This is a genomic window from Rhodanobacter sp. TND4EL1, assembly GCF_054061035.1.
In genome coordinates, this window is record NZ_JBSSDT010000002.1 from 63,798 (window position 1) to 84,988 (window position 21,191).

The 21,191-nt window shown below is 65.7% G+C and carries 18 protein-coding genes; 6 read left to right on the plus strand and 12 right to left on the minus strand.

Going from position 1 to position 21,191, the window contains the following annotated elements; genetic code table 11:
• Positions 1-5: 5 nt before the first annotated feature.
• From ACVWWQ_RS06930 to dinG, 4 genes are all read right to left on the minus strand, one after another.
• Positions 6-203: a hypothetical protein gene (locus ACVWWQ_RS06930; RefSeq protein WP_099652952.1), complete on the minus strand. Its 198-nt coding sequence runs from the start codon at positions 201-203 to the stop codon at positions 6-8.
• 80 nt (positions 204-283) lie between these two features.
• Positions 284-862: an NnrU family protein gene (locus tag ACVWWQ_RS06935; RefSeq protein ID WP_133948519.1), complete on the minus strand. Its 579-nt coding sequence runs from the start codon at positions 860-862 to the stop codon at positions 284-286.
• A gap of 68 nt (positions 863-930) precedes the next feature.
• Positions 931-1,470 carry a HutD family protein gene (locus tag ACVWWQ_RS06940; RefSeq protein ID WP_133948517.1) on the minus strand — a complete coding sequence of 180 codons (540 nt, stop codon included), beginning with the start codon at positions 1,468-1,470 and terminating at the stop codon, positions 931-933.
• Positions 1,467-3,587 (minus strand): ATP-dependent DNA helicase DinG, encoded by a 2,121-nt coding sequence (gene dinG, locus ACVWWQ_RS06945; protein ID WP_133948515.1) that lies wholly within the window; start codon positions 3,585-3,587, stop codon positions 1,467-1,469. Before dinG ends, ACVWWQ_RS06940 begins: the two co-directional genes overlap by 4 nt.
• Positions 3,588-3,799: 212 nt before the next feature.
• On the opposite strand from dinG, the gene ACVWWQ_RS06950 reads away from it, so the two are divergent.
• The gene (locus tag ACVWWQ_RS06950) at positions 3,800-6,739 is read left to right on the plus strand and encodes an EAL domain-containing protein (RefSeq protein WP_133948513.1); all 2,940 of its coding nucleotides are present in this window, start codon (positions 3,800-3,802) and stop codon (positions 6,737-6,739) included.
• A 1-nt stretch (position 6,740) separates the two neighbouring features.
• On the opposite strand, the gene ACVWWQ_RS06955 is transcribed toward ACVWWQ_RS06950, so the two are convergent.
• The 4 genes from ACVWWQ_RS06955 to ACVWWQ_RS06970 form a co-directional block, all read right to left on the minus strand.
• The gene (locus ACVWWQ_RS06955; protein ID WP_133948511.1) at positions 6,741-7,400 is read right to left on the minus strand and encodes a DsbA family oxidoreductase; all 660 of its coding nucleotides are present in this window, start codon (positions 7,398-7,400) and stop codon (positions 6,741-6,743) included.
• 80 nt (positions 7,401-7,480) lie between these two features.
• Entirely contained in the window at positions 7,481-9,124 is a 1,644-nt protein-coding gene (locus ACVWWQ_RS06960; protein WP_133948509.1) for an NAD(P)/FAD-dependent oxidoreductase, read from the minus strand.
• An 87-nt stretch (positions 9,125-9,211) separates the two neighbouring features.
• Positions 9,212-9,718: a DUF1993 domain-containing protein gene (locus ACVWWQ_RS06965; protein WP_133948507.1), complete on the minus strand. Its 507-nt coding sequence runs from the start codon at positions 9,716-9,718 to the stop codon at positions 9,212-9,214.
• Positions 9,715-11,085 carry a TCR/Tet family MFS transporter gene (locus ACVWWQ_RS06970; RefSeq protein WP_133948505.1) on the minus strand — a complete coding sequence of 457 codons (1,371 nt, stop codon included), beginning with the start codon at positions 11,083-11,085 and terminating at the stop codon, positions 9,715-9,717. The genes ACVWWQ_RS06965 and ACVWWQ_RS06970 overlap by 4 nt, the downstream gene beginning before the upstream one ends.
• A gap of 127 nt (positions 11,086-11,212) precedes the next feature.
• On the opposite strand from ACVWWQ_RS06970, the gene ACVWWQ_RS06975 reads away from it, so the two are divergent.
• Positions 11,213-12,925, plus strand: coding sequence for a dipeptidyl-peptidase 3 family protein (locus tag ACVWWQ_RS06975; protein WP_133948503.1), 1,713 nt, complete (start codon positions 11,213-11,215; stop codon positions 12,923-12,925).
• Positions 12,926-13,004: 79 nt separating this feature from the next.
• Here the strand turns inward: ACVWWQ_RS06975 and ACVWWQ_RS06980 are convergent, their stop codons facing one another.
• Together ACVWWQ_RS06980 and hemH are read right to left on the minus strand one after the other, a co-directional pair.
• The gene (locus ACVWWQ_RS06980; RefSeq protein WP_208321580.1) at positions 13,005-13,856 is read right to left on the minus strand and encodes an alpha/beta fold hydrolase; all 852 of its coding nucleotides are present in this window, start codon (positions 13,854-13,856) and stop codon (positions 13,005-13,007) included.
• On the minus strand, positions 13,840-14,976 hold the full coding sequence (gene hemH, locus ACVWWQ_RS06985; RefSeq protein WP_099652942.1) for a ferrochelatase: 1,137 nt from the start codon (positions 14,974-14,976) through the stop codon (positions 13,840-13,842). The genes ACVWWQ_RS06980 and hemH overlap by 17 nt, the downstream gene beginning before the upstream one ends.
• 128 nt (positions 14,977-15,104) lie before the next feature.
• Between hemH and ACVWWQ_RS06990 the strand changes: the two genes are divergently transcribed.
• The 4 genes from ACVWWQ_RS06990 (at position 15,105) to tatC (ending at position 17,349) form a co-directional block, all read left to right on the plus strand.
• Positions 15,105-15,794 (plus strand): lipid-binding SYLF domain-containing protein, encoded by a 690-nt coding sequence (locus tag ACVWWQ_RS06990; protein ID WP_099652941.1) that lies wholly within the window; start codon positions 15,105-15,107, stop codon positions 15,792-15,794.
• 64 nt (positions 15,795-15,858) lie between these two features.
• Positions 15,859-16,107: a twin-arginine translocase TatA/TatE family subunit gene (gene tatA, locus ACVWWQ_RS06995; RefSeq protein ID WP_099652940.1), complete on the plus strand. Its 249-nt coding sequence runs from the start codon at positions 15,859-15,861 to the stop codon at positions 16,105-16,107.
• 17 nt (positions 16,108-16,124) lie between these two features.
• Complete coding sequence (gene tatB / locus ACVWWQ_RS07000) at positions 16,125-16,604, plus strand: Sec-independent protein translocase protein TatB (protein ID WP_133948501.1); 480 nt, start codon at positions 16,125-16,127, stop codon at positions 16,602-16,604.
• A complete protein-coding gene (tatC, locus tag ACVWWQ_RS07005) occupies positions 16,591-17,349 on the plus strand; it encodes a twin-arginine translocase subunit TatC (RefSeq protein WP_099652938.1) in 759 nt (252 codons plus the stop codon). The genes tatB and tatC overlap by 14 nt, the downstream gene beginning before the upstream one ends.
• A 39-nt stretch (positions 17,350-17,388) precedes the next feature.
• On the opposite strand, the gene ACVWWQ_RS07010 is transcribed toward tatC, so the two are convergent.
• Positions 17,389-19,563 (minus strand): primosomal protein N', encoded by a 2,175-nt coding sequence (locus ACVWWQ_RS07010; protein ID WP_133948499.1) that lies wholly within the window; start codon positions 19,561-19,563, stop codon positions 17,389-17,391.
• Positions 19,564-19,964: 401 nt separating this feature from the next.
• Entirely contained in the window at positions 19,965-21,167 is a 1,203-nt protein-coding gene (locus ACVWWQ_RS07015; RefSeq protein ID WP_457383341.1) for a DUF3667 domain-containing protein, read from the minus strand.
• Positions 21,168-21,191: the final 24 nt, after the last annotated feature.

Here is a 21,191-nt window from a genome sequence, read left to right on the forward strand (position 1 = left end):
CGGGGTCAGACCGGATGGCCGCGGAGCACGCGTGCGGGAAGCATCAGCAAGGCACCGAGAAAGGCGAACACGGCATGCACGGTGATGCCGACCAACCGGAACGGCAGCAACACCAGCCACACGATCGGATACAGCACCAGCGCCAGCAGGGCGATCGGCCAGCAGAACACCAGCAGCAACAGCCAGAGCAGAAAACCAGCCATGGGTAGCACCTCAAGTCAGGTCGATGGAGCCGATTCTAGTCCACGATGAGGTGGCGGGAGCAGATGACTCCCGGCACCCCTCAGCCCATCGGTTTCACGCCGATCAGCCACAGATGCAGCCAGAACGCGAAGGCGACCCAGCCCGCGATGCCGATCACCACGACCAGCGCGTCGCCAGCCAGCGTGCCGGCAGAATAAACCGTGCCGAGCCGGCGATCGCGTCGTCGCGACACGATGAACAGCACCACCGCCCACGCCAGGAACGCGCCAAACAGCACCACGTCGCGCAGCATGCCGGTGGCGAGCAGGTGACCGAAGGCCCAGACTTTCACGCCAAGCAGCATCGGGTGGCCGAACTTTGCCTTGAGATGGTTGCGCGGAATGTAGGCGGCAGCCACCAGCACAAAGGCGATCAGGGTGAACAGCGCATTGAGGTGGCGCAGCGCCATTGGTGGCGTGTACAGATGCACCGGATGCTGTCGCGCCAAGCCGAACCCCCACACGATCAACACGAAGCCGATCAGCGAAATGACGGCGTAGATGCCCTTCCAGCGCATCTCGCCCAGCCGGGCCACCTGCCGGCTGCGCCAGTCGTCGGCGAAAATGCGCAGTGAGTGGAGTCCGAGAAAGATCAGCAGGCCGATGAGCAGTACGGTCATGACAGGAACCCCGGGTGGCAGATCCGTCGAGTATAGGCAGCTATCGCACGATCCACAGGCAACAAGGGTCAGGTCACGCGAATGATGAAGGCGACCGCATCGGCAGCAAGGGTGATCTCGCGTGTGCCGGGTAACCAGCTGTCGCCAGCCTGCAGTATGCCGTCGACGGTTTCGATCTCGCCGCGTGCGCAGTAAACCAGTACGACGCCTTCATCGAGCGGGTGCCTGCCGCCCACGCGGCATACCTGCAGTTCGCTGCTGGCTTGCGCACGTCGCACCATCAGGTTGAAGTCGCGAGTGGGGCCGCCATTGAGGGTCACCGTCACGGCGTCCTCGCCGGCAAATGCAAACGGAACGAACGGCGTGGTCAGCGCGTGCACTCGGCTCGCACCCAACATCATCGTGAAACCCTCGCCGTCGAGCAGCACGATCTGTCGGTCGATGCCGGGAAACAGCGAGAACGGCGCGCCGCTGTCGACCTCGGCGATGCTGACGCGCCAGCGGAAATCGTCGATGCCGGCGCCGGCCGGATGGACGGCTATTTCACGGGTGCGACCCAGCCCGTTCTTCCACGGTTGCGAAGGGCAGTCGGCGAGGCGAATGATCATGGGCTTTTCTCGATGACGCGCTCGAACGGTGGCAGCGCGCGCAGCATGCCGGCGCCGTAGCGCTTGGTGACCACGCGACGATCCAGCAGCACGATGCGGCCGTGGTCGGTCTCGTTGCGGATCAGTCGGCCGCAATACTGGATGAGCAGCCGGGTGGCCTCGGGGATGCTGACTTCGATGAACGGGTTGCGTCCGCGTGATTCCAGCCATTCGGCATAGGTCGCCCCAACCGGATCAGTCGGCACCGCGAACGGCAGCTGGGTGATCACTACCGTCTCGCAGAACTTGCCCGGGAGGTCGAGGCCTTCGCCGAACGAAGCCAGCCCGAACAGGGTGCTGCCCTTGCCGGCGTCGATGTCGGCGCAGTGTTCGGCGACCAGTTGCGACTTGCCCAGCGAGCCTTGCGCGCGCACCTTGCGCACCTGCGCGATTGGCAGTTTCTGCAATACGCGGTCGAGTTTCACGCGCGAGGTGAACAGCACCAGGTTGCCGGCGTCCCAATCGAGGTTCTCGGCCAGCCACTCGCTGATCTCCTCGGCATGCGCTTCGCGCGCGTCGGGCATCGTGCGCATGGCCGGCACTTCCAGTCGTGCCTGCGCGGTGAGGTCGAACGGCGAGGGCAGGCTCAGCGTGACCGCGTCATTGGGCAGGCCGACGGCATCGGCGAAGCTGCGGAAGTTGCCGCCGGCGCTGAGCGTGGCCGAGGTCATCACCACGCCGCTGGCGTTGTCCCACAGCACGTTGCGCAGCAAGCCAGCCGCAGAGACGGCGGACGCATGGCAGACCAGTTGCTGGTCAGCGCCCAGGGTGACCCAGCGCGCCATCGGCGGTGCGTTCTCCGGATCATCGCTGGACCACGCACGCCAGCACGATGCCTGCTTTCCGATGCGCTCCAACGCGATGCCGAGCTCGCGCGACAGCGCCTCCTGGGTCGGTCCGCCATCGGTCATCTCGACCACCGCGCGACGCACCGCGGCAAGCCAGCGCTGCACCTCGCCGGTGAGCACGTCGAGCACGCGCGCGTGTTCCACCCACGGTTCCGGCAACTGGCCCAGCGAGCCGCGATACATCGGCTCGGTTTCGCCCGGATCGGGCAGCCAGCCGAGGCGGATTTCCTTCTCCAATTCCTCCAGCGTGTTGCTCAGTTCCTGCAGTTTCTCGTCGCCCTGGTCAAGGCCGAGCTTGCCCAGGCGTTCCTTGTCGGTCAGCGAATAGGCGGCGTGCACCTGCCGCCCGAGCCGGCTCAGCTGGCGCACGGTGGCGGTCATGTAGACCTCGGCGGCGCCGCGATCGATCGCCTTGCCCGGCACGTGGTGGCCTTCGTCGAAGATGTACAACGTCTCGTCCGGCCGCGGCAGGATCACGCCGCCCCAACCCTGTACGCCTTCGCCGCCGCCTTCGCCGGGCATGGTCAGGTCGGCCAGCACCAGATCCTGGTTCGCCACGACGATCTCGGCATCGTCCACCGCGCGGCGCGCGGCGAAGAACGGGCAAACCATGAACTGGCCGCACTTGCGCCCGGTGCAGCCGCCGGCGCTGGTGGTGATCATCGGTCGCAGCAGGTCGCTGACCGGCTCCGGCGCGCTGTCCATGTCGCCGTTCCATTCGTGCTGGTCAAACGCCACGCGCAGCTTCGCCAGCGACTGCTTGTCGCGCGCCTGCGGCGGTTTGGTCCACAGCACCAGGTCGGCGTCGAAACCGGCCAGGCCCATCTGCGCGGTGTCATTGATGCTGTTGGCCGCCATCAGCAGGTTGCGCGGGCACAGGTAGCGGCCGCGGCCCTTGGCCAGCGCCACCTTCGCCTCGATCCCGTTGAGCTGCAGATAGAGCGGGATATCACGCTGCACCAACTGCTCCTGCAGTGCCACGGTGGCGGTGGCGATCAGCAGCTTCTTCTTCTGGAAACGCGCCACCTCGACCCCGGCGATCAGGTAGGCCATCGACTTGCCGGTGCCGGTAGGTGCCTCGATCACCGCCACGCCGCCGGTCTGGCCGAACGCCTTGGCCACCTCGGCGATCATCCGCCCCTGCGAGGCGCGGGCGCGGAAGCCCGGCAGGCCGTCTTTCAGGCGCGCATAGGCGGCGCGAATGGCGTCTTTGGTGGTATCGGCAAGCATGGGCGGATCAATAACCTTTGGCGCGGTCGAAGCGGCCGGTCGCAGGATGGCGACGGACCGTGGTGACCGGATGCAAAGGCCCAGTCTATCGGTATTGAGTGTTCCGCCCCATGCAAGCGGGCTGGGCTTTGATCGGTGGCCCTTGCCGCGCAGGCGTGAGGCGGTATCCTGAGACTCCGGCAATGGCAGGCCCGGCAGGGGGATCTTCATCGATGAAGCAGGCGGTTGCTGTGGGTTCGACGCCGCACGGGGGATCGCCGCAGGCAGGCTGGCTGGCCCGGCTGATCATTGCGCATGCACCGGAAGAAGTCGTCGCCGCCCTGCTCGACCTGATCAGCAGTGATCCACGCTGCGCCGCCGCGGAAGTGTTTTGCGAAACGCCTGACGTGGATGCGGGGCTGCACCGGTCCGATGGCCTGGTCGGAGCAGCCGATGCTTCCTGGCTCGAAACGGCGCGGGCGAAGTCCGAGCCCGTCTGGCATGCCGATGCGCAGCGAGTGGCCTTGCGCTTGTGCGAAGCTCCCGAGCCGGCATTGCTGGTGATCAAGGTGGATCGTGCCAGCGCGTCCGACTTTTTCGCGGCCTGGCAACTGCCACTGCAGTTGGCCGGGCAGTTGCTGCAACGCGCGCTGGAGTGGGCCGAGCTGCGCGACTCGCACCAGCAATTGGAGCGTTCGGAAAATCTCCAGCGCGCGCTTTTTGCGATTTCCGACCTTGCCGGTTCCGAGCGTGACATGTCGGACATGTTGCGTGGCATCCACGCCATCGTCAGCACGCTGATGTATGCGGAAAATCTCTTCATCGTGACGCGTACCCGCGATGAGGACACGATCCGCTTTCTCTACTACGTCGACGTCCAGGAACTCGCCGTGCCCGGCAGCGGGGAAGACATGCCGCTGAGTGCGATCGAGCATACCCTGACCTGGTACGTGATGAGTGACGGCAACGCGCGCATGGGCAACGCCGAGGAATTGCGCAATCAGGTGCGGGGTCCGGTCACATTGATCGGGCCGGACAGTCACGACTGGCTTGGCGTTCCGATGCTGCGCGAGGGGCATGTCGGCGGCGTGCTGGTGGTGCAGAGCTACCAGCAGAACATCGGCTTCAGCGACGAGGATCTCGCCCTGCTGCAGTTCGTCGGCAGTCATATCCTCACCGCGCTGGAACGCAAGCAGGGCAAGGATGAGCTGGAGCGGCAGGTGCAATTGCGCACGGTGCAACTGGCCGAGGCCAATCGGGGCCTGCAACAGGAGGTCATCGAGCGTCAGCGCGCTGAGCACCTGCAGACGGCGCTGTTCCGGATTGCCGAAATGGCTACCGCCGACATCGATCAGGACGCCTTCTACCGGCGCGTGCACGGCGTGGTTGGCGAGCTGCTGAACGCCGAGAACTTCTTCATCGCGCTGCTTTCCGATGATCGCCGGAATCTGACATTTCCCTATTCGGTGGATGCCATGAAGCCGCCGCCGGCCGAGCGACCACTGGGTCGCGGCCTGAGCGAGTACGTGTTGCGCACGGGCATCGAATTGCGCGTGGACAATGCGCAGATCGAAGAGCTTGAGCGGCTCGGCGAGATCGCGCCAGGTCGGATGGGCTCGCCCGCGGCGTGCTGGCTGGGCGTGCCGCTGGTCGTGGGTGACGAGGTGATCGGCCTGGTCACCGTGCAGAGCTATCGCACCGAGGTGATGTACGGGCCGGCCGACCAGGAGTTGCTAAGTTTTGCCACCTCGCAGATCGCCAACAGCCTCACCCGGCGCCGCTCGGCCGAGACTTTGCGGCGCGCCTACGGCGAGCTCGAGCAGCGGGTGGAGCAACGCACGCTGGCGCTGCGCAAGGAAATCATCGAGCGCGAGCGCATGCAGGATCAGCTGCGCCATCAGGTCATGCACGATTCGCTGACCGGTCTGCCGAATCGCAGCTATCTGCGCGACCGGATCGACCGCGTGCTGGCCACGATGCGGCACAACGCGGAGCAGCGCTGCGCGCTGCTGTACCTGGATGTCGACCGTTTCAAGATCATCAACGACAGCCTCGGTCACCTTGCCGGTGACGAGGTGCTGAAGGAAGTGGCCAATCGCCTGGCCGCCTGCGTGCGCCATCCTGATCTGGTGGCACGCCTGGCTGGCGACGAATTCGCGATCCTGCTGGAACAGGAAGAGCTGCCGCCAGCGGCGGCTTCCGTGGCCCAGCGCATTCTGGATGCGCTGGGGCCGCCGATGCTGATCGCCGGCAAGGAGTTGCAGGTCACCGCCAGCGTGGGCATCGCGATGGGCGACGATCACTACGCCGCTGCCGACGAAATGCTGCGCGATGCCGACATTGCGCTGTATCGAGCCAAGGAACTCGGGCGCAAGCGTTTCGCGATGTACGACGAGACGTTGGCCAAGAACGTGATCGACGTGCTGGCGATGGAAGGCGAGCTGCGCCAGGCGCTGCAAAACGATCAGTTCGAACCGTATTTTCAGCCGATCTGCGCGCTCGACGGCAGCGACCGCGTGCTCGGCTATGAGGCGCTGATTCGCTGGAGTCATCCCCGTCGCGGCGTGCTGATACCCGGCGATTTCCTGAAAATCGCCGAGGACAGCGGTTTGGTCGAGGCGATCGACTGGCGCATGTTCGAGCTCAGCTGCCAGCGACTGTTGGATCAGGAAAGCACCGCGACATTCATGACCATCAACGTCTCGGCGCTGCATCTGCGCCATGCGGATTTCGACCGTCGCCTGGTGCAGATGCTGGACCGCACGGGCCTGCCACCTTCCCGGCTGGTGGTCGAGGTCACCGAAGGGGCGCTGCTGGACAACCCCGAGCACGTGCGCGCCACGCTCGATCGCTTGCGACTTATCGGCGTTGGCGCCGCACTGGACGATTTCGGCACCGGCTACTCGTCATTGAGCTATCTGCACTCGCTGCCGCTGCGCATCCTGAAGATCGACCGCGCCTTCGTGCATGAACTGGACAAGGGTGCCAACACCTCGGGCACCACCGTGGTCGCGGCGATTCTGGCGCTCGCCCGCGCGCTCAACATCCAGGTGATCGCCGAAGGCATCGAGACGCCGATCCAGCGTGGTGCACTGATCGCCATGGGTTGCGAGATGGGGCAGGGCTATCTGCTCGGGCGTCCCGCGCCAGTGGTGCACGACGCCCCCGGCTGAGTCACCCCGCGTCGCCCGCCGCAATCTGGCGCAAGGCCTGTTCGAACGTCTCCGGCGGCTGACCGCCGGAAATCAGGTGTTGCCCGTTGATGATGACGGCCGGCACCGAACGGATGCCGCGGTTCTGGAAGAAGGCTTCCTGCGTGCGGACTTCGACGGCGAATTCATCGCCGGCCAGAATGGCCCGTGCCCGCTCCACGTCCAGCCCCACTTCACCGGCCAGGCGCAGCAAGGTGGCGTGCGCACTGACGTCCTCGCCGTCCGTGAAATACGCACGCAGCAGCACCTGCTTCAGCGCCAGCTGACGACCTTCCAGCTCGGCCCAGTGCAGCAGCCGATGTGCATCGAACGTGTTGTAGACACGGCTGCGGCGATCCATGTTGAAAGTGAAGCCCAGCGCGGCGCCACGCTCGCGGATCGCCGCGCGGTTGGCGTCAATCTGGTCGGCGCTGCTGCCGTACTTGCGAACCAGGTGCTCGGTGGAATCCTCGCCTTCGGCAGGCATCTGCGGATTCAGCTCGAACGGCTGGAAGTGGATCTCCGCGCGGACTTCGCCGTCGAGCGTTGCCAGCGCCTGCTGCAACGAGGCCAGACCCACCGCACACCAAGGGCAGGAAACGTCGGAGACGAAGTCGATGCGGAGGGAAGCGGGAGCTGTCATGGCGAGCCTGTGAGGTGGACGTCGGGTTCCCTCAATGTTGGGGTGCTGCGAAGGGGTTCAATGGTGGGCGCCTGCCACTCTCAACGCGACATGCTCAATGCCACCGCTTCGGCCACCTTGATGCCATCGACCGCGGCAGAAAGAATCCCGCCGGCGTAACCGGCGCCTTCGCCGGCGGGGTACAAGCCGCGGGTGTTGAGGCTTTGCAGGCTGTCGTCGCGCTTGATCCGCACCGGCGAGGAGGTGCGGGTTTCCACGCCGGTGAGGATCGCGTCGCGCATCGCGTAGCCGCGGATTTGCCGCTCGAACGCGGGCAGCGCTTCGCGGATCGCGGCGATGGCGTAGTCGGGCAGGGTGCTGTCCAGGCTGCCCAGCGTGACGCCGGGGTTGTACGAAGGCTGCACGTCACCGAATTCGCGCGAGGCGCGGCCGGCGAGGAAGTCGCCGACCAGCTGCGCCGGCGCGCTGTAGTTTTCGCCACCCAATACATAGGCGTGGCTTTCCAGCGCGCGTTGCAAGGCGATGCCGGCCAAGGGGCTGCCGCTGGGATCGAACGCGGCGAAGTCCGCCGGTTCGATGCCGACCACGACCGCCGCGTTCGCGTTGCGCTCGTTGCGCGAGTACTGACTCATGCCGTTGGTGACCACCCGGCCCGGTTCGCTGGCCGCCGCGACCACGGTGCCGCCGGGACACATGCAGAAGCTGTAGACCGAGCGTCCCGCTCCGGCATGCTTGCCCTTGCAGTGATGTACCAGTTTGTAGTCGGCGGCGCCGAGGATCGGATGGCCGGCTTGCGGGCCGAAACGGGCCAGGTCGATCACCGACTGCGGGTGCTCGATGCGGAAGCCGACCGAGAACGGCTTGGCTTCGAGGTAGACGTCGCGTGCGTGCAACATCTCGAAGGTGTCGCGTGCGCTGTGGCCCAGCGCCAGCACCACGTGGTCGGAACGCAGCTGCTCGCCGCTGGCCAGGATGACGCCGCGCACATGGCGTTCGCCGCCGGCGTCGGTGTCGATCAGCAGATCATCGACGCGTTCACTGAAACGGATCTCGCCGCCGAGCGACTCGATCGTGGCGCGCATGTTCTCCACCATCGTCACCAGCCGGAAGGTGCCGATGTGCGGTTTGCTGACGTAGAGGATCTCCTCGGGCGCGCCGGCCTTGACGAACTCGGTCAGCACCTTGCGGCCGTGGTGCTGCGGATCGCGGATCTGGCTGTACAGCTTGCCGTCGGAAAACGTGCCGGCGCCGCCCTCGCCGAACTGCACGTTCGACTCCGGGTGCAGGTTGCGTTTGCGCCACAGATCCCAGGTGTCCTTGGTGCGTTCGCGCACGGCCTTGCCGCGGTCGAGGATGATCGGGCGAAAACCCATCTGCGCCAGGATCAGCCCGACGAACAGCCCGCACGGACCGAAACCGATCACCAGCGGGCGGTACGCGAGCTGCGCGGGCGCCTTCGCGACGAAGTGGTAATTCGTGTCCGGCGTGGGCTGCACATGTTGGTCATCGGCAAAGCGCTGCAGCAGTTCGGCTTCGCGCGGGGTGTCGATGTCCAGCGCGTAGATCAGCAGGATCGCGCCGCGCTTGCGCGCATCGTGGCCGCGTCGGGCCACGCTGTAACTGCGGATATCGGAGGCTTCGATGTGCAGCCGCTGGCGAATCGCGGCGCCCAGCGCCGCCTCGTCGTGATCGAGTGGCAGCTTGAGGTCGGTCAGTCGCAGCATGGTCCAGCTATCCGGAAGGGCGTGAGATGCATCCGGCGATTTTCGCAGATATCGCGCCGTCGCGATCATCGCGACGGCGCATGCCACTCATGCCTGGCCGATGAAGTCCGTCTTGCCGATCTCGGTGCCCGCTTCGCGCAGGATGTTGTAGGCGGTGGTGCAGTGGAAGAACAGGTTGGGGATCAGGAAGGTCAGCAGGTAGGTCTGGCCGTCGAAATTCAGTTCGCCGTTGCGCATCTTCAGGTGGATCGCGCGGGTTTCGCTGCCGTCGATCTGCTCGGCGGTGAAGCCCTTTACATACTCGATCGAGCGTTCGATGCGGCTATAGGCCTGTGCCAGCGTGGTTTCGTTGTCCTCGAACGCTTGCGGCTCCATGCCCGCGAGTCGAGCGGTGCCGCGGGTGGCCATGTCGCAGGCGATCTGGATCTGCTTGATCAGCGGCAGCATGTCCGGAATCAGCCGCGTCTGCAGCAGCACTTCGTCGCTGACACCCTTCGCCTGGGCGTGCTGTTCACCCTTCTTCAGCACATGGGCGAGGTTGCCCAGCGCACGGACAAAAACGGGCACGGCGGCCTGATGCATGGAAAGTGTCATGGTGGTTCTTCCTGGTCGTGAACAGCTTGGGGTGGATGGGATGGTGCAGGCGGGTGGATCGCGACAAGCGGCGGCATCTCGCCGGGATTCATTTCCGGCAGTGGCTCCGCGATCGGCGCGATGACGCCAGACGGCACAAGGTCGCGCGTCGCGCGGACGGCGATCACCAGGCCGAGCAACATCAGTGCGGCGGACAGCACGAAGGCTACACCCGGCAGATGAATCGCCGCACCGGGCGCGATCGACAGCGCAAAAACCTGCGCGAACAAAAAGGGCCCGAAGATGCCGGCGAAACTGCCCAGACTGCCGATCGCACCCTGCAGGCGACCCTGCTCGGATGAATCGACCTGCTGCGTCATCAATGACTGGATCGGTGGCATCGCCAGTCCCCACAAGGCCAGCAGCGGAATGCCGAACAGGAAGAGCCAGCCAATATGGGCCAGCCCCATCACCATGAAGGCACCCACGCCGAACAGCATGCCGGCCAGCAGCACGCGACGTTCGCCGAAGCGCGGCGCCAGCTTGCCGGTCAGCACCGCTTGCACGAAGCCGTCGCAGGCGCCGACCAGCATCAATACGTAGCCGACCGCCTGCGGGCCCCAGTGGTAGCGATAGTCCGCGTACAGCACGAACACCGTTTGCAGCACGTAATGGGCGAGGTAGACCAGGAACAGCACGACCGCCAGCTGGAACAGCTGCCGTTGCCGGCGCAGTAGCTTGAGCGCGCCAAACGGGTGGGCACTGTGCAGTTCGATGCGCGCGGTGCGGCGCTCCTTCGGCAGCGACTCGGGCAGGATGAAACAGCCGTACAGGAAGTTGCACAAGGCGAGCGCCGCCGCCACCCAGAACGGCAGTCGCAGCGCGATGCCACCGAGGAAACCGCCCAGTCCCGGGCCGATGATGAAGCCCAGCCCGAATGCGCTGCCGAGGATGCCGAACGCGGCGGCGCGCTTCTCGGCGGGGATGATGTCGGCGACATACGCATTGGCGGTACTGAAGCTGGCTGCGGTCATGCCCAGCAGCACGCGCGCCACGAACAGCAGCCACAACGTCGGGGCCAGCGCCAGGATCACGAAATCCACCGCCAGGCCCAGGTTGGAAATCAGGATCACCGGGCGCCGTCCGTATCGATCGGACAATGCGCCCTGCACCGGCGCGAAGACGAACTGCACCAGGGCGAACACCGTGCTGAAAATGCCCACCCACCACGCGGCCCTGGCGATGCCGCCCCCGGCCAGTTGCTCGATCAGATGCGGCAGCACCGGAATGATGATGCCGAATGCCAGCATGTCCAGCAGCACGGTGACGTAGATGAAGGCCAGCGCGGCACGATGGCGCGGAGCGACGGGAACCGACGGCTGGTCCATGGGCGTGGCGAAGCAGGGGGATGGCGACGATACCTGAAGTGCGGGGCGTGCGGCATGTGCTTCCGGTCAGGTATGCCCGCGGCGTGGCCGCGATACCATGGAACATTCACCTCGTCAGGATACGATCATGGTTCGACGTCTGCTTCCCGTCTGTCTGCTGTTGGCGCTTGCCGCCTGTTCCTCCCATCAGGACGCACCGGCGCCGTCGCCGGTCTCGAAGGAAGAACTGGCTCCGGCACCGCCGGTCAGCGCCGCGACCCCGGGCGCCGTCGAATCCGCCGCCGCCGTGAAAAAGCATGTGGCCGACTACGCCACGGTGAAGCTCACCGCCGACCTGTCGAAGTTTGACGCGAAACAGCAGCAGATGATCGCCCTGCTGGTCGAAGCGGCCGACAGCATGAACGCGCTGTATTGGCAGCAAAGCTGGGGCGACAAGGACGCGTTGCTGCAAAAGATCAGCGACCCGGCCACGCGCGAATTCGCCGAGATCAACTACGGTCCCTGGGACCGCCTCGACAATGACCAGCCGTTTGTGGATGGCATCGGCGCGCGCCCGGCCGGCGCGCAGTTCTATCCGGCCGACATGACCAAGGCCGAGTTCGAGCAATCCCCGCTGAAGGACAAGACCGGGCTGTACACCCTGCTGCGCCGCGACGCCCAGGGCAAATTGATCACCGTGCCGTACCATCAGGCGTACAAGGCCGAACTGGACAAGGCCGCCGGCTTGCTCCGCGACGCCGCGAAGCTGGCCAGCGATGCCGGCTTCCGCAACTACCTCACGATGCGCGCGGACGCACTGCAAAGCGACGACTACCAGCCCAGCGATTTCGCCTGGATGGCCATGAAAAACAACCCGGTCGACATCGTGATCGGCCCGATCGAAACCTACGAAGACCAGCTGTTCGGCTACAAGGCCAGCTACGAATCCTATGTGCTGATCAAGGACCAGGCATGGAGCGCGAAGCTGGCCCGCTTCGCCAAGTACCTGCCCGAACTGCAGCGCGGCCTGCCGGTGGCGGACAAGTACAAGGCCGAGAAGCCCGGCTCGGATGCCGACCTGAATGCCTACTTCGCGATCTATTACGGCGGCGATGCCAACGTCGGCGCCAAGACCATCGCGATCAATCTGCCCAACGACGAGCAGGTGCAGCTGAAGAAGGGCACGCGCCGTCTGCAGCTGGAAAACGTGATGCAGGCGAAGTTCGACAAGATCATGCTGCCGATCGCGCATGAGCTGATCGCCGACGACCAGCAGAAAAACCTCACCTTCGACGCGTTCTTCCAGAACACCATGTTCCACGAAGTGGCGCACGGTCTCGGCATCAAGGAAACCCTCGACGGCAAGGGCACGGTGCGCAAGGCGCTGAAGGATCAGGCCTCCAGCTTCGAGGAAGGCAAGGCCGACATCCTCGGCCTGTACATGGTCAGCAAGCTGGCGGGGAAGGGCGAGCTGGACAAGTCGAAGCTGATGGACAACTACGTCACCTTTCTGGCCGGCATCCTGCGCTCGGTGCGCTTCGGTGCCAGCGACGCCCATGCCAAGGCGAACATGGTGCGCTTCAACTTCTTCAAGCAGCAGGGCGCGTTCAGTCGCGATGAAACCACTGGTCGTTATCGCGTCGACTTCGACAAGATGACCGCCGCGATGAATGCGCTGTCGGCGAAGCTGCTGACCATCCAGGGCGATGGCGACTACGCCGCGGCGAAGCAGCTCACCGACCAGATGGGCAACGTGGACGCCGAGCTGGCCGGCGACCTGAAGCGGCTGGACCAGGCGCATATCCCGGTCGACATCCGCTTCGAGCAGGGACTGGACGTGCTGGGCCTGAAGAAGCCCTGATCGGCGGATACGCGGTGTAGGGCGGGCACTGCCCGCCGCTCTTTCCCAGACCAAAGTCGGCGGGCAGTGCCCGCCCTCCCTACGATGACGAGGACGTGATCCAGTCGGCGACCGCCTGCGGGTGTTCCAGATGCAGGTGGTGGCCGCCGGCCATGTGCTCGACGCTGATCCGCCGCACGCAGTCAGCGCGGGCCTGCATCGGGCCGCCTGGCAGGTAGGACGTCGCCGGTTGCGCCAGCAGCAACGCAGTGGGCGCGGTGATGCCGCGCAGCAGCGCGTGCACCTGTGACTCGGCCAGTCGGGTCGCGCTGGGTCGGGTCAGCGCCGGATCGCTGCGCCAGCTCCAGCCATCTTCGACTTCGATCAGGCCGCGCTCGACGATCGGTCGCGCCAGATCCTCGGCGAGACCGCTGACCAGGCTGCGCGCCTGGATCGCCTGTTCGATGCTGGTGAATACACGCAGGCGCTTGCGGTTGTGGTCATGTGGAGCCAGCGCATCGCGAAAACGCTCCAGCGTGCGTGAGCCATCGTCGCCGAGCGGACCCAGCCCTTCGATCAGGAACAGTCGATCGATCCGTTCCGGTCGTGCGCTGGCCACCAGCGAGGCGACACCCGCACCCAGCGAGTGGCCGAGCAGGGTGTACCGGGAAAGCTGCAGCGCGTCGGCGGCGGCGAGCACGTCGGCCACATAATCGAGGAAGTGATAGCGGCTGCCGGCACTCAGGTGGTCGGAGTGACCGTGACCGGGCAGTTCAAGCGCGATCACGTGATGGCGGCTTTCCAGCAGGGGCGCCAACCGCGCAAAGCTGCCGGCGTTGTCGAGCCAGCCATGCAGGGTCAGCAGCGGCGGCAGTGAAGCGTCGCCCCACTGCCGTGCGCACAACGACAGGTGCGGCAAGTCGATGGTGACGAAGTCAGTCCTGGCTGGCACGGACGGCTTTCGCGCGCTGTTGAGCGTGAACGCGTTCTTGCCGGTTCGCGGCGGCGTCGTAATCGGCAGAAAATTCCGGCCAGCCCCGGGTATGGCGCAGCACCAACCCGGCCAGACTGGTTACCTGGCCTTTGCTGTCGTTGAGTGCGGGGATGTAACGCAGGGATTCACCGCCGGCACCCACGAAGAAGTCACGATTCTGCATCGCGATCTCTTCCAGCGTTTCAAGGCAATCGACCGCAAAACCCGGGCACACGACGTCGAGTTTGCGCACGCCTTCGGCGCCGAGCTGGCGCACGATGGCATCGGTATACGGATGCAGCCAGCGTTCGCGTCCCACCCGCGACTGGAAGCTGATCACCATGTGCTGTTCATCCAGCTTCAGCCGTTCGCGCAACAGCCGCGCGGTGGCATGACATTGGCAGAAATACGGATCGCCTTCGTGCAGGTAGCGTTCCGGAATGCCGTGGAACGACAGCAGCAGCTTGTCACCGCGACCGTTCGTCGCCCACCAGCTTTCGATGCTTTGCGCCAGCGCCTCGATGTGGGCGGGATCGTCGTGGTAATCGTTGACGATGCGCAGCTCCGGCGGCCAGCGCAGCTTCTTGATGGTGTCGGCGACGGCGTCCAGCACCGAACCGGTCGAGGTGGCCGAGTACTGCGGATACAGCGGCAACACCAGCAAGCGACGCACGCCTTCGCGCTGCAGTTGCTCGATAGCCTTCCTGACCGAGGGTTCGCCATAGCGCATCGCCAGCGCCACCTTCACCGGTGCCTGCGGCCGTTGCCGTGATATCTCCGCCTGCAGGCCGGCGGCCAGCGCCTCACTGCCAAAGCGCAGGGGCGAGCCACGGTCCTCCCAGATTCTGGCGTAGGCATGCGCCGAACGTTTCGGTCGCACCCGCAGGATCACCCCGTGCAGGATCAGCCACCACAGCCAGCGCGGATATTCGATCACTCGCGGGTCGGCGAGAAATTCGGCCAGGTACGGCCGCACCGCCTGTGCGGTCGGCGCCGTCGGCGTACCCAGGTTGACCAGCAACACGCCAGCCTGAACGGCCGCAACCGCGGGGTCGTGGGAATAGCCGGCAAGGCCGGTATAGTTGTTGCTGAATGGCATGGCGGTGGTCGTGCGAAGTGGATCAGTGAGTCTGCCACAAGCCCGGCGTACCGCGTTGCGCCACGCCAGGATCCCCGGCCTTCCCCCGTCCCGCCAGGGACGCACACCCGAATCAAGCGGAGCTGCCCATGTTGAAGAACCCGTTGCAACGAATGCTGCTGATCGGCATGGCCCTCCTGCTGCCTGCCATGGCCGTGCACGCCGAAGATCCGCCGCTGGTGCGCGCCACCAATGCGGTGCGCGTGATGAACGACATCATGCAGGCGCCGGACAAGGCGATTCCGCAGGATCTGCTGCGCAATGCCCGCGCCATAGCGGTGATTCCCGACATGATCAAGGCCGGCTTCATTTTCGGCGGCCGTCGTGGTGAAGGGCTGATTTCAGTGAAGTCCGCCGATGGCACCTGGTCCAATCCCAGCTTCATCAGCATGACCGGCGGCAGCATCGGCTTTCAGGCCGGTGTGTCGTCGACCGATGTGGTGCTGATCTTCCGTACCCAGCGAGGCGTGGATTCCATCGTCAACGGCAAGTTCACCCTTGGCGCTGATGCGTCCGCTGCCGCCGGTCCGGTCGGGCGCACCGCGACCGCGGCCACCGATTCGCAGCTGAAAGCGGAGATCTATTCGTACTCGCGCAGCCGCGGTCTGTTCGCTGGTGTCGCGCTGGACGGTTCGGCGCTGCGCATCGACTATGATGCGAATGCGGCGGTGTATGGCGCAGGCATCACCCCGCGTCGCATCTTCGAAGGTGGTGTCAGCAACGTGCCGGCGCCGGTGGTGGACTTCCGCGACCGCCTCGAAGAGTACACTTCACGCTGATGCGGAGGTGCCGGCAGCGTGAGCATGCCGGCGTTTCCGGTTCGATCCGTTCTTGAGGTAATACATGAGCATCTGGCATCTGATAATCCTGCTGGTCGTGGTGGTGGTGATCTTCGGCACCGGCAAGCTGCGCAACATCGGCTCGGACCTGGGCGGCGCCATGCGTGACTTCAAGAAGGGGCTGAACGGCGACGAGGAGGAGGCCAAGCGCAAGGAAGACGAGCGTCTGCGCGCCGATCCGCCCGTACAGCCGGTGCCGCCGCCCGCTGACCAGACCACGCAGAGTCAGCGCGACTCCAGCGATCCGAAGTAAGCCGGCAGGCCACGGCGATGATCGAGATCAGCTTCGGCAAGCTGGTGCTGCTCGCGCTCATCGCGCTGATCGTGCTTGGCCCGGAAAAGTTGCCCGGCGCAGCGCGTACCGCTGGTGCCTTGCTGCGACGCATGCGCAGCGGCTGGGAAGGCGTGCGCGCCGAAGTGGAACGCGAGTTGCAGATCGAGGAAATCAAGCGCACTGCCCGTGAGGCCGCCGCCCGTGCCGAGGCGGCGCAGGCGGAACTGGATGTGGCCGTGCAGAAGGTACGCCACTTCGGCAGCGAGATGCCGCGCGACGAGGCGGTGCCGGTGGACGCGGAAAATCCGGCGGTGATGCGCCCGCTCGTCGACGCGCCCGCCGACGAAGTGCATCCCCGCGCCGATGCCTCCGTCAGCGAAGCGGGTGCTCCGGCAACAGTTGGCGAAGACACCCGCACCGGCGATCTGTTCGCCCCGGCAAAACCCTCTGCGGAGCCGCCGCATGGCAACGTCTGAACCGGACATCGATCTGCAGCAGGGCCTGTTCTCGCATCTGCTGGAGCTGCGCACGCGTCTGTTGAAAGCCTGCGCCACCGTGCTGCTGGTGCTGCTGGCGCTTGTGCCGTTTGCCAACCGCCTTTACACCGAGCTGGCGGCGCCGCTGGTGGCACGGCTGCCGCAGGGCGCGCACCTGATCGCCACCGAGGTCGCCAGTCCGTTCGTGACGCCGCTGAAGCTGGCGTTTTACGCGGCGCTGTTCATCAGCATGCCGATGATCCTGTATCAGCTGTGGGCGTTCGTGAGCCCGGGTCTGTACAAGCACGAGAAACGGCTGGCGCGTCCATTGCTCGCCGCCGCATTGCTGCTGTTCTATGTCGGCTGCGCGTTCGCCTATTTCCTGGTGCTGCCGGCGGCCTTCCGCTTCCTCACGGCGGTGACGCCGCAGGGTGTGGAGATGATGACCGACATCACCCACTACCTCGATTTCGTGATGCTGATGTTCTTCGCGTTCGGGCTGTGTTTCGAAGTGCCGGTGGCGGTGGTGGTGCTTGCCGCGGTCGGCATCGTCGACGTGGACAAGCTGCGCAGCGGTCGTCGTTACGCCATTGTCGGGGCGTTCGCGATCGCCGCCTTCATCACCCCGCCGGACATCACCTCGATGATCATGCTGGCGATTCCGATGTGCCTGCTCTACGAGCTTGGCGTGCTGGCGGTGCGCTGGTTGGTGAAGCCGGCTCCGCCCCGTTCCGACGAGGGCTGAGCGCGGCGCGAGCTGATCCGGTCGGTCAGCAGAAGCCGCTCAGTACAGGTCGATCGGGTCCACATCCAGCGACCAGCGCACTTTGCGCCCGGCCGGCAGCGCGGTGAGCGCTCGCTGCCATGAGCGCAGCATGCCGTGCAGCACTCGCCGGTTGTCGGCTTCCAGCAGCAGCTGGGCGCGATGACGTCCGGCGCGCAGCGGCATCGGTGCGGGCATCGGGCCGGCGATCTGCAGCGTGTCGTCGTCGGGCAGCGCGGCGCGCGCGGCCGCCAGGAAGGTGTCCACCAGCTCGCGCTGGACCGCTTCGGCGCGAAGCAGAACCTGGTGACTGTACGGCGGCAGCTGGATCAGCTGGCGCTCGGCCAGCAGGTCGCGCGCGGCCGCCGCGTAACCGCGGGCCAGCAGGCTGCGCAGCAGCGGATGTTCCGGCTGGTGCGTCTGCAGCAGCACGCGCCCGGGCTTGCGTGCGCGGCCCGCCCGGCCGGCCACCTGCACGACCAGTTGCGCCAGCCGCTCGCCGGCACGGAAGTCGATGCTGTGCAGGCCCTCGTCCACGCCCACGATGGCGACCAGGGTGAGGTTGGGCAGGTCATGGCCCTTGGCCAGCATCTGGGTGCCGACCAGGATCGCCGGCTGGTCGTCCTGCAGCGTGGCCAGCAATTGTTCGAACGAGTCGCGGCGGCGGGTGGTCTCGCGATCCACTCGCAGCACCGGCACCTGCGGAAACAGGGTGACCAGTGCTTCCTCCAGCCGCTCGGTGCCCTGGCCTTGCGGCTTCAGGTCGCCGGCGCCGCAGGTCGGGCAGACCTGCGGCGGACGCTGGCGATAATCGCAGTGATGGCAGATCAGCTGGCGTCGCCCGGCATGCAGGGTCATCGGTCGGTCGCAGCGCGGACAGTCGGCATGCCAGCCGCAGGCGTGGCACAGCAGTACCGGTGCGTAGCCGCGGCGGTTGCGGAACACCAGCGCCTGTTCGCCGCGCGCGACCGTGTCGGTCACTGCCGACAGCAGGGCCGGCGACATGCCGTGTTCCAGTCGTTGGCCGCGCATGTCGATGATCTGCACCTGCGGCGCCCGTATCGCGCCGGGCCGTGCGCGCAAGTGCAAAGTGCGGTAGCGGCCCGCCTCGGCGTTGGCCAGCGACTCCAGCGAAGGCGTACCCGACCCCAGCAGCACCGGCACGCCGAGCGCGCGGGCGCGCACCACGGCGAGGTCGCGGGCGTGGTAGCGAAAGCCGTCCTGCTGCTTGTAGGCGCTGTCGTGTTCCTCGTCGACGATGATCAGGCCGGCTTGCGGCAGCGGGGTGAAGATCGCCGAACGGGTGCCCAGGACGACCCGCGCCGTGCCGGCGCGCGCGCGCAACCAGGCGCGGGCGCGGTCGCCTTCTGACAGGTTCGAGTGCAGCACCTCGACGATCACCCCGAGCCGTTCGCGCAGACGCCGTACGGTTTGTGGCGCCAGGCCGATTTCCGGTACCAGCAGCAGCGCCTGCTTGCCATCGGCCAGCACCTGCTCGATCAGTGCCAGGTACACCTCGGTCTTGCCGCTGCCGGTGACGCCGTCGAGCAGGAAGGGTTGGTACTGGCCAAGGCTGGTACTGACCTCGGCGACCGCTTGCTGCTGTTCCTCATTCAGCTGCGGCGCCAGCGTTGGCGGCAGGCGGTGGTCGAGCGGCGGCCGTTCGCTGCGTTCGATCAACGCGGCCGCGGCCAGTCGGCGGCCAGCTTCGCGCCAGCCGGGCAGACGCTCGGTGAGTTCCTGCGCGCTCAACGCGCCAGCGGCGAGCAGGTCCAGCAAGGTCTTGCTGCCGCCGCGCCGACTGCCGGCAGCGTGGGCGCTGTGGCCGGCGCCGGTGAGCGACCAGTATTCATCGCCGATCGCCGGCAACGGTCTGGTCTCGCGCAGGGCCAGCGGCAGCGCGTTCGCATAGGCTTCGCCGGGCGCGCCGAGCCAGTAGTCAGCAGCCCAGGCCAGCGTCTGCATCAACTCGGCGTCGAGCAGCGGCTCATCGTCCAGCAGCCGCGTGACCTGCTTCAAGCGGCCGCCATCGACGGTCGCGGCAGCTTCGATCGTCACCACCACGCCAACCCGCTTGCCGCGGCCGAACGGGACCAGTACCCGACTGCCCACCCGCGCCTCACCCGCCGCGGGCGGCAGGTAGTCAAACAAGGTGGGCAACGGCACCGGCAGGGCGATGCGCAGGACGGCAGGCATGGGCAATCTCATGGGCGGGCCAGTGTAACTGGCGGACTCGCCGGGCTTGCCTCATCCGGCTTGCAATCCGGCGAGAGGTGGTCGCGCCGAGTTGCGTGACCTTGCTCCCCGATTATCGAGGAGTCCCGGGTAAGTCGCTGCCCTGCAGGGGGTTTTGAGCTTATCCACAGCACCTGTGGATAAGTCTGTGGATGGAGCGGGGAAGGGGCGCTTCAAAGGGCTTGCTGGCGCCTTTCGTGACGACTTGACGACGTTTTGGTCATCCAAAAAAATTGTTTGAAATCAATGCATTGAAAAGTGCGTTCGGGCATGGTTCACACAATTGACAAAGGCTGTCGGCGTCCCTTGACAGGCTCTTGACGCTGTGTAAAACCACCGGCCGGCACGCAAAAAGAGCGGATTCAATGGGCCATTCCGAGCGCGGCGGCCACCATCAGCGCGAAGATCAGCAACCAGAAGTAGCACCAGCCGATGCACCAGAATTTCAGCAGTGTCATGGGCCAGCCCTGACGATAGATGCGCTTCTGGGTGATCAGCAGATAGACCGGTATCCACAACGCCACGGCCCACTCCAGCCAATGCAGCGGGTGATTGATCCAAGCCGCATGCGGCGCCAGCCAGTCGGACATGACTCCCAGGGACACCCCCAGCAACAGGCTGAGAAACATATAGGCGTGACTGTGCAGCGCCACGATCAGGTGTTCCATGTACAGCCGCCGGCGGAATACGTAGAACAGTTGGAGCAGCAGGGCGAACAGCGGGATCATCACGAACATGGTCGGCGGCAGCACGCCGAAGAAATTCGTCAGGATCCGGTGGTAGGCCTCCTGGCGGCTGGCACCCGGGGAATTCATCGCACGAAGATTGGCCTTGAGGCGATCGGAGCCCGAGGCTAGCCGCGTATTGACGAATCCAGGCAACCACGCAATCCGGATGCTCGATGGGCGGGTCAGCCAGTCGTCACTGATCTTGGTGTGGACGTCTTGCGTGTGATCGGCCGCGGCCTCGCCTGACCGGTCGACCGCCGGTTTCGTCGAGGCTGCAGTCCTTGGTGCTTTTTCCAGCGCCTGGATCCGTTCTGCAGCCTGCTGGCGCATGGCCTCCTCAGCCTTGGCCATATTCGGCGCGGCAAGGCTGCCTATCGGCCCCATCGCTGCATTCGCCCGCTGCAGCTCGGCCAATTGTTGTTGCAGGGCCAGTTCCACCGCAGCCGGCGTGTTGGCCCCGTCGAACGCATTGTTCGTCGTGTTGAGCTCGGTATCCGGGCCGAGCTCGATGTGGCTGTTTTCGACGCGCCAGTGGCATACGAAGAACGCCAGCAGGCACAGCACGAACATCAGACGGAACGGCGCGATGTAACGGACCCGCCGCCCGCTGAAATATTCCAGCGTCAGGAAGCCCGGCTTCAGCAGCAACGGGGGCAGGGTATGCACGATGCGGCCATCGATGTGCAGCACGGTCTCAATGGTTTCCTCGACCATGTGGTGCATCGGCTTGAGCACGCTGTGCACGGATTGACCGCACTCGTGGCAGAACTCGCCCTCCAGCGGCGCACCGCAATTGGCGCAATGCCGTCCTTCATGGTTGCTGAGTTGCTTCATCATGATCCCCGTCCGATGCAGCGGCAG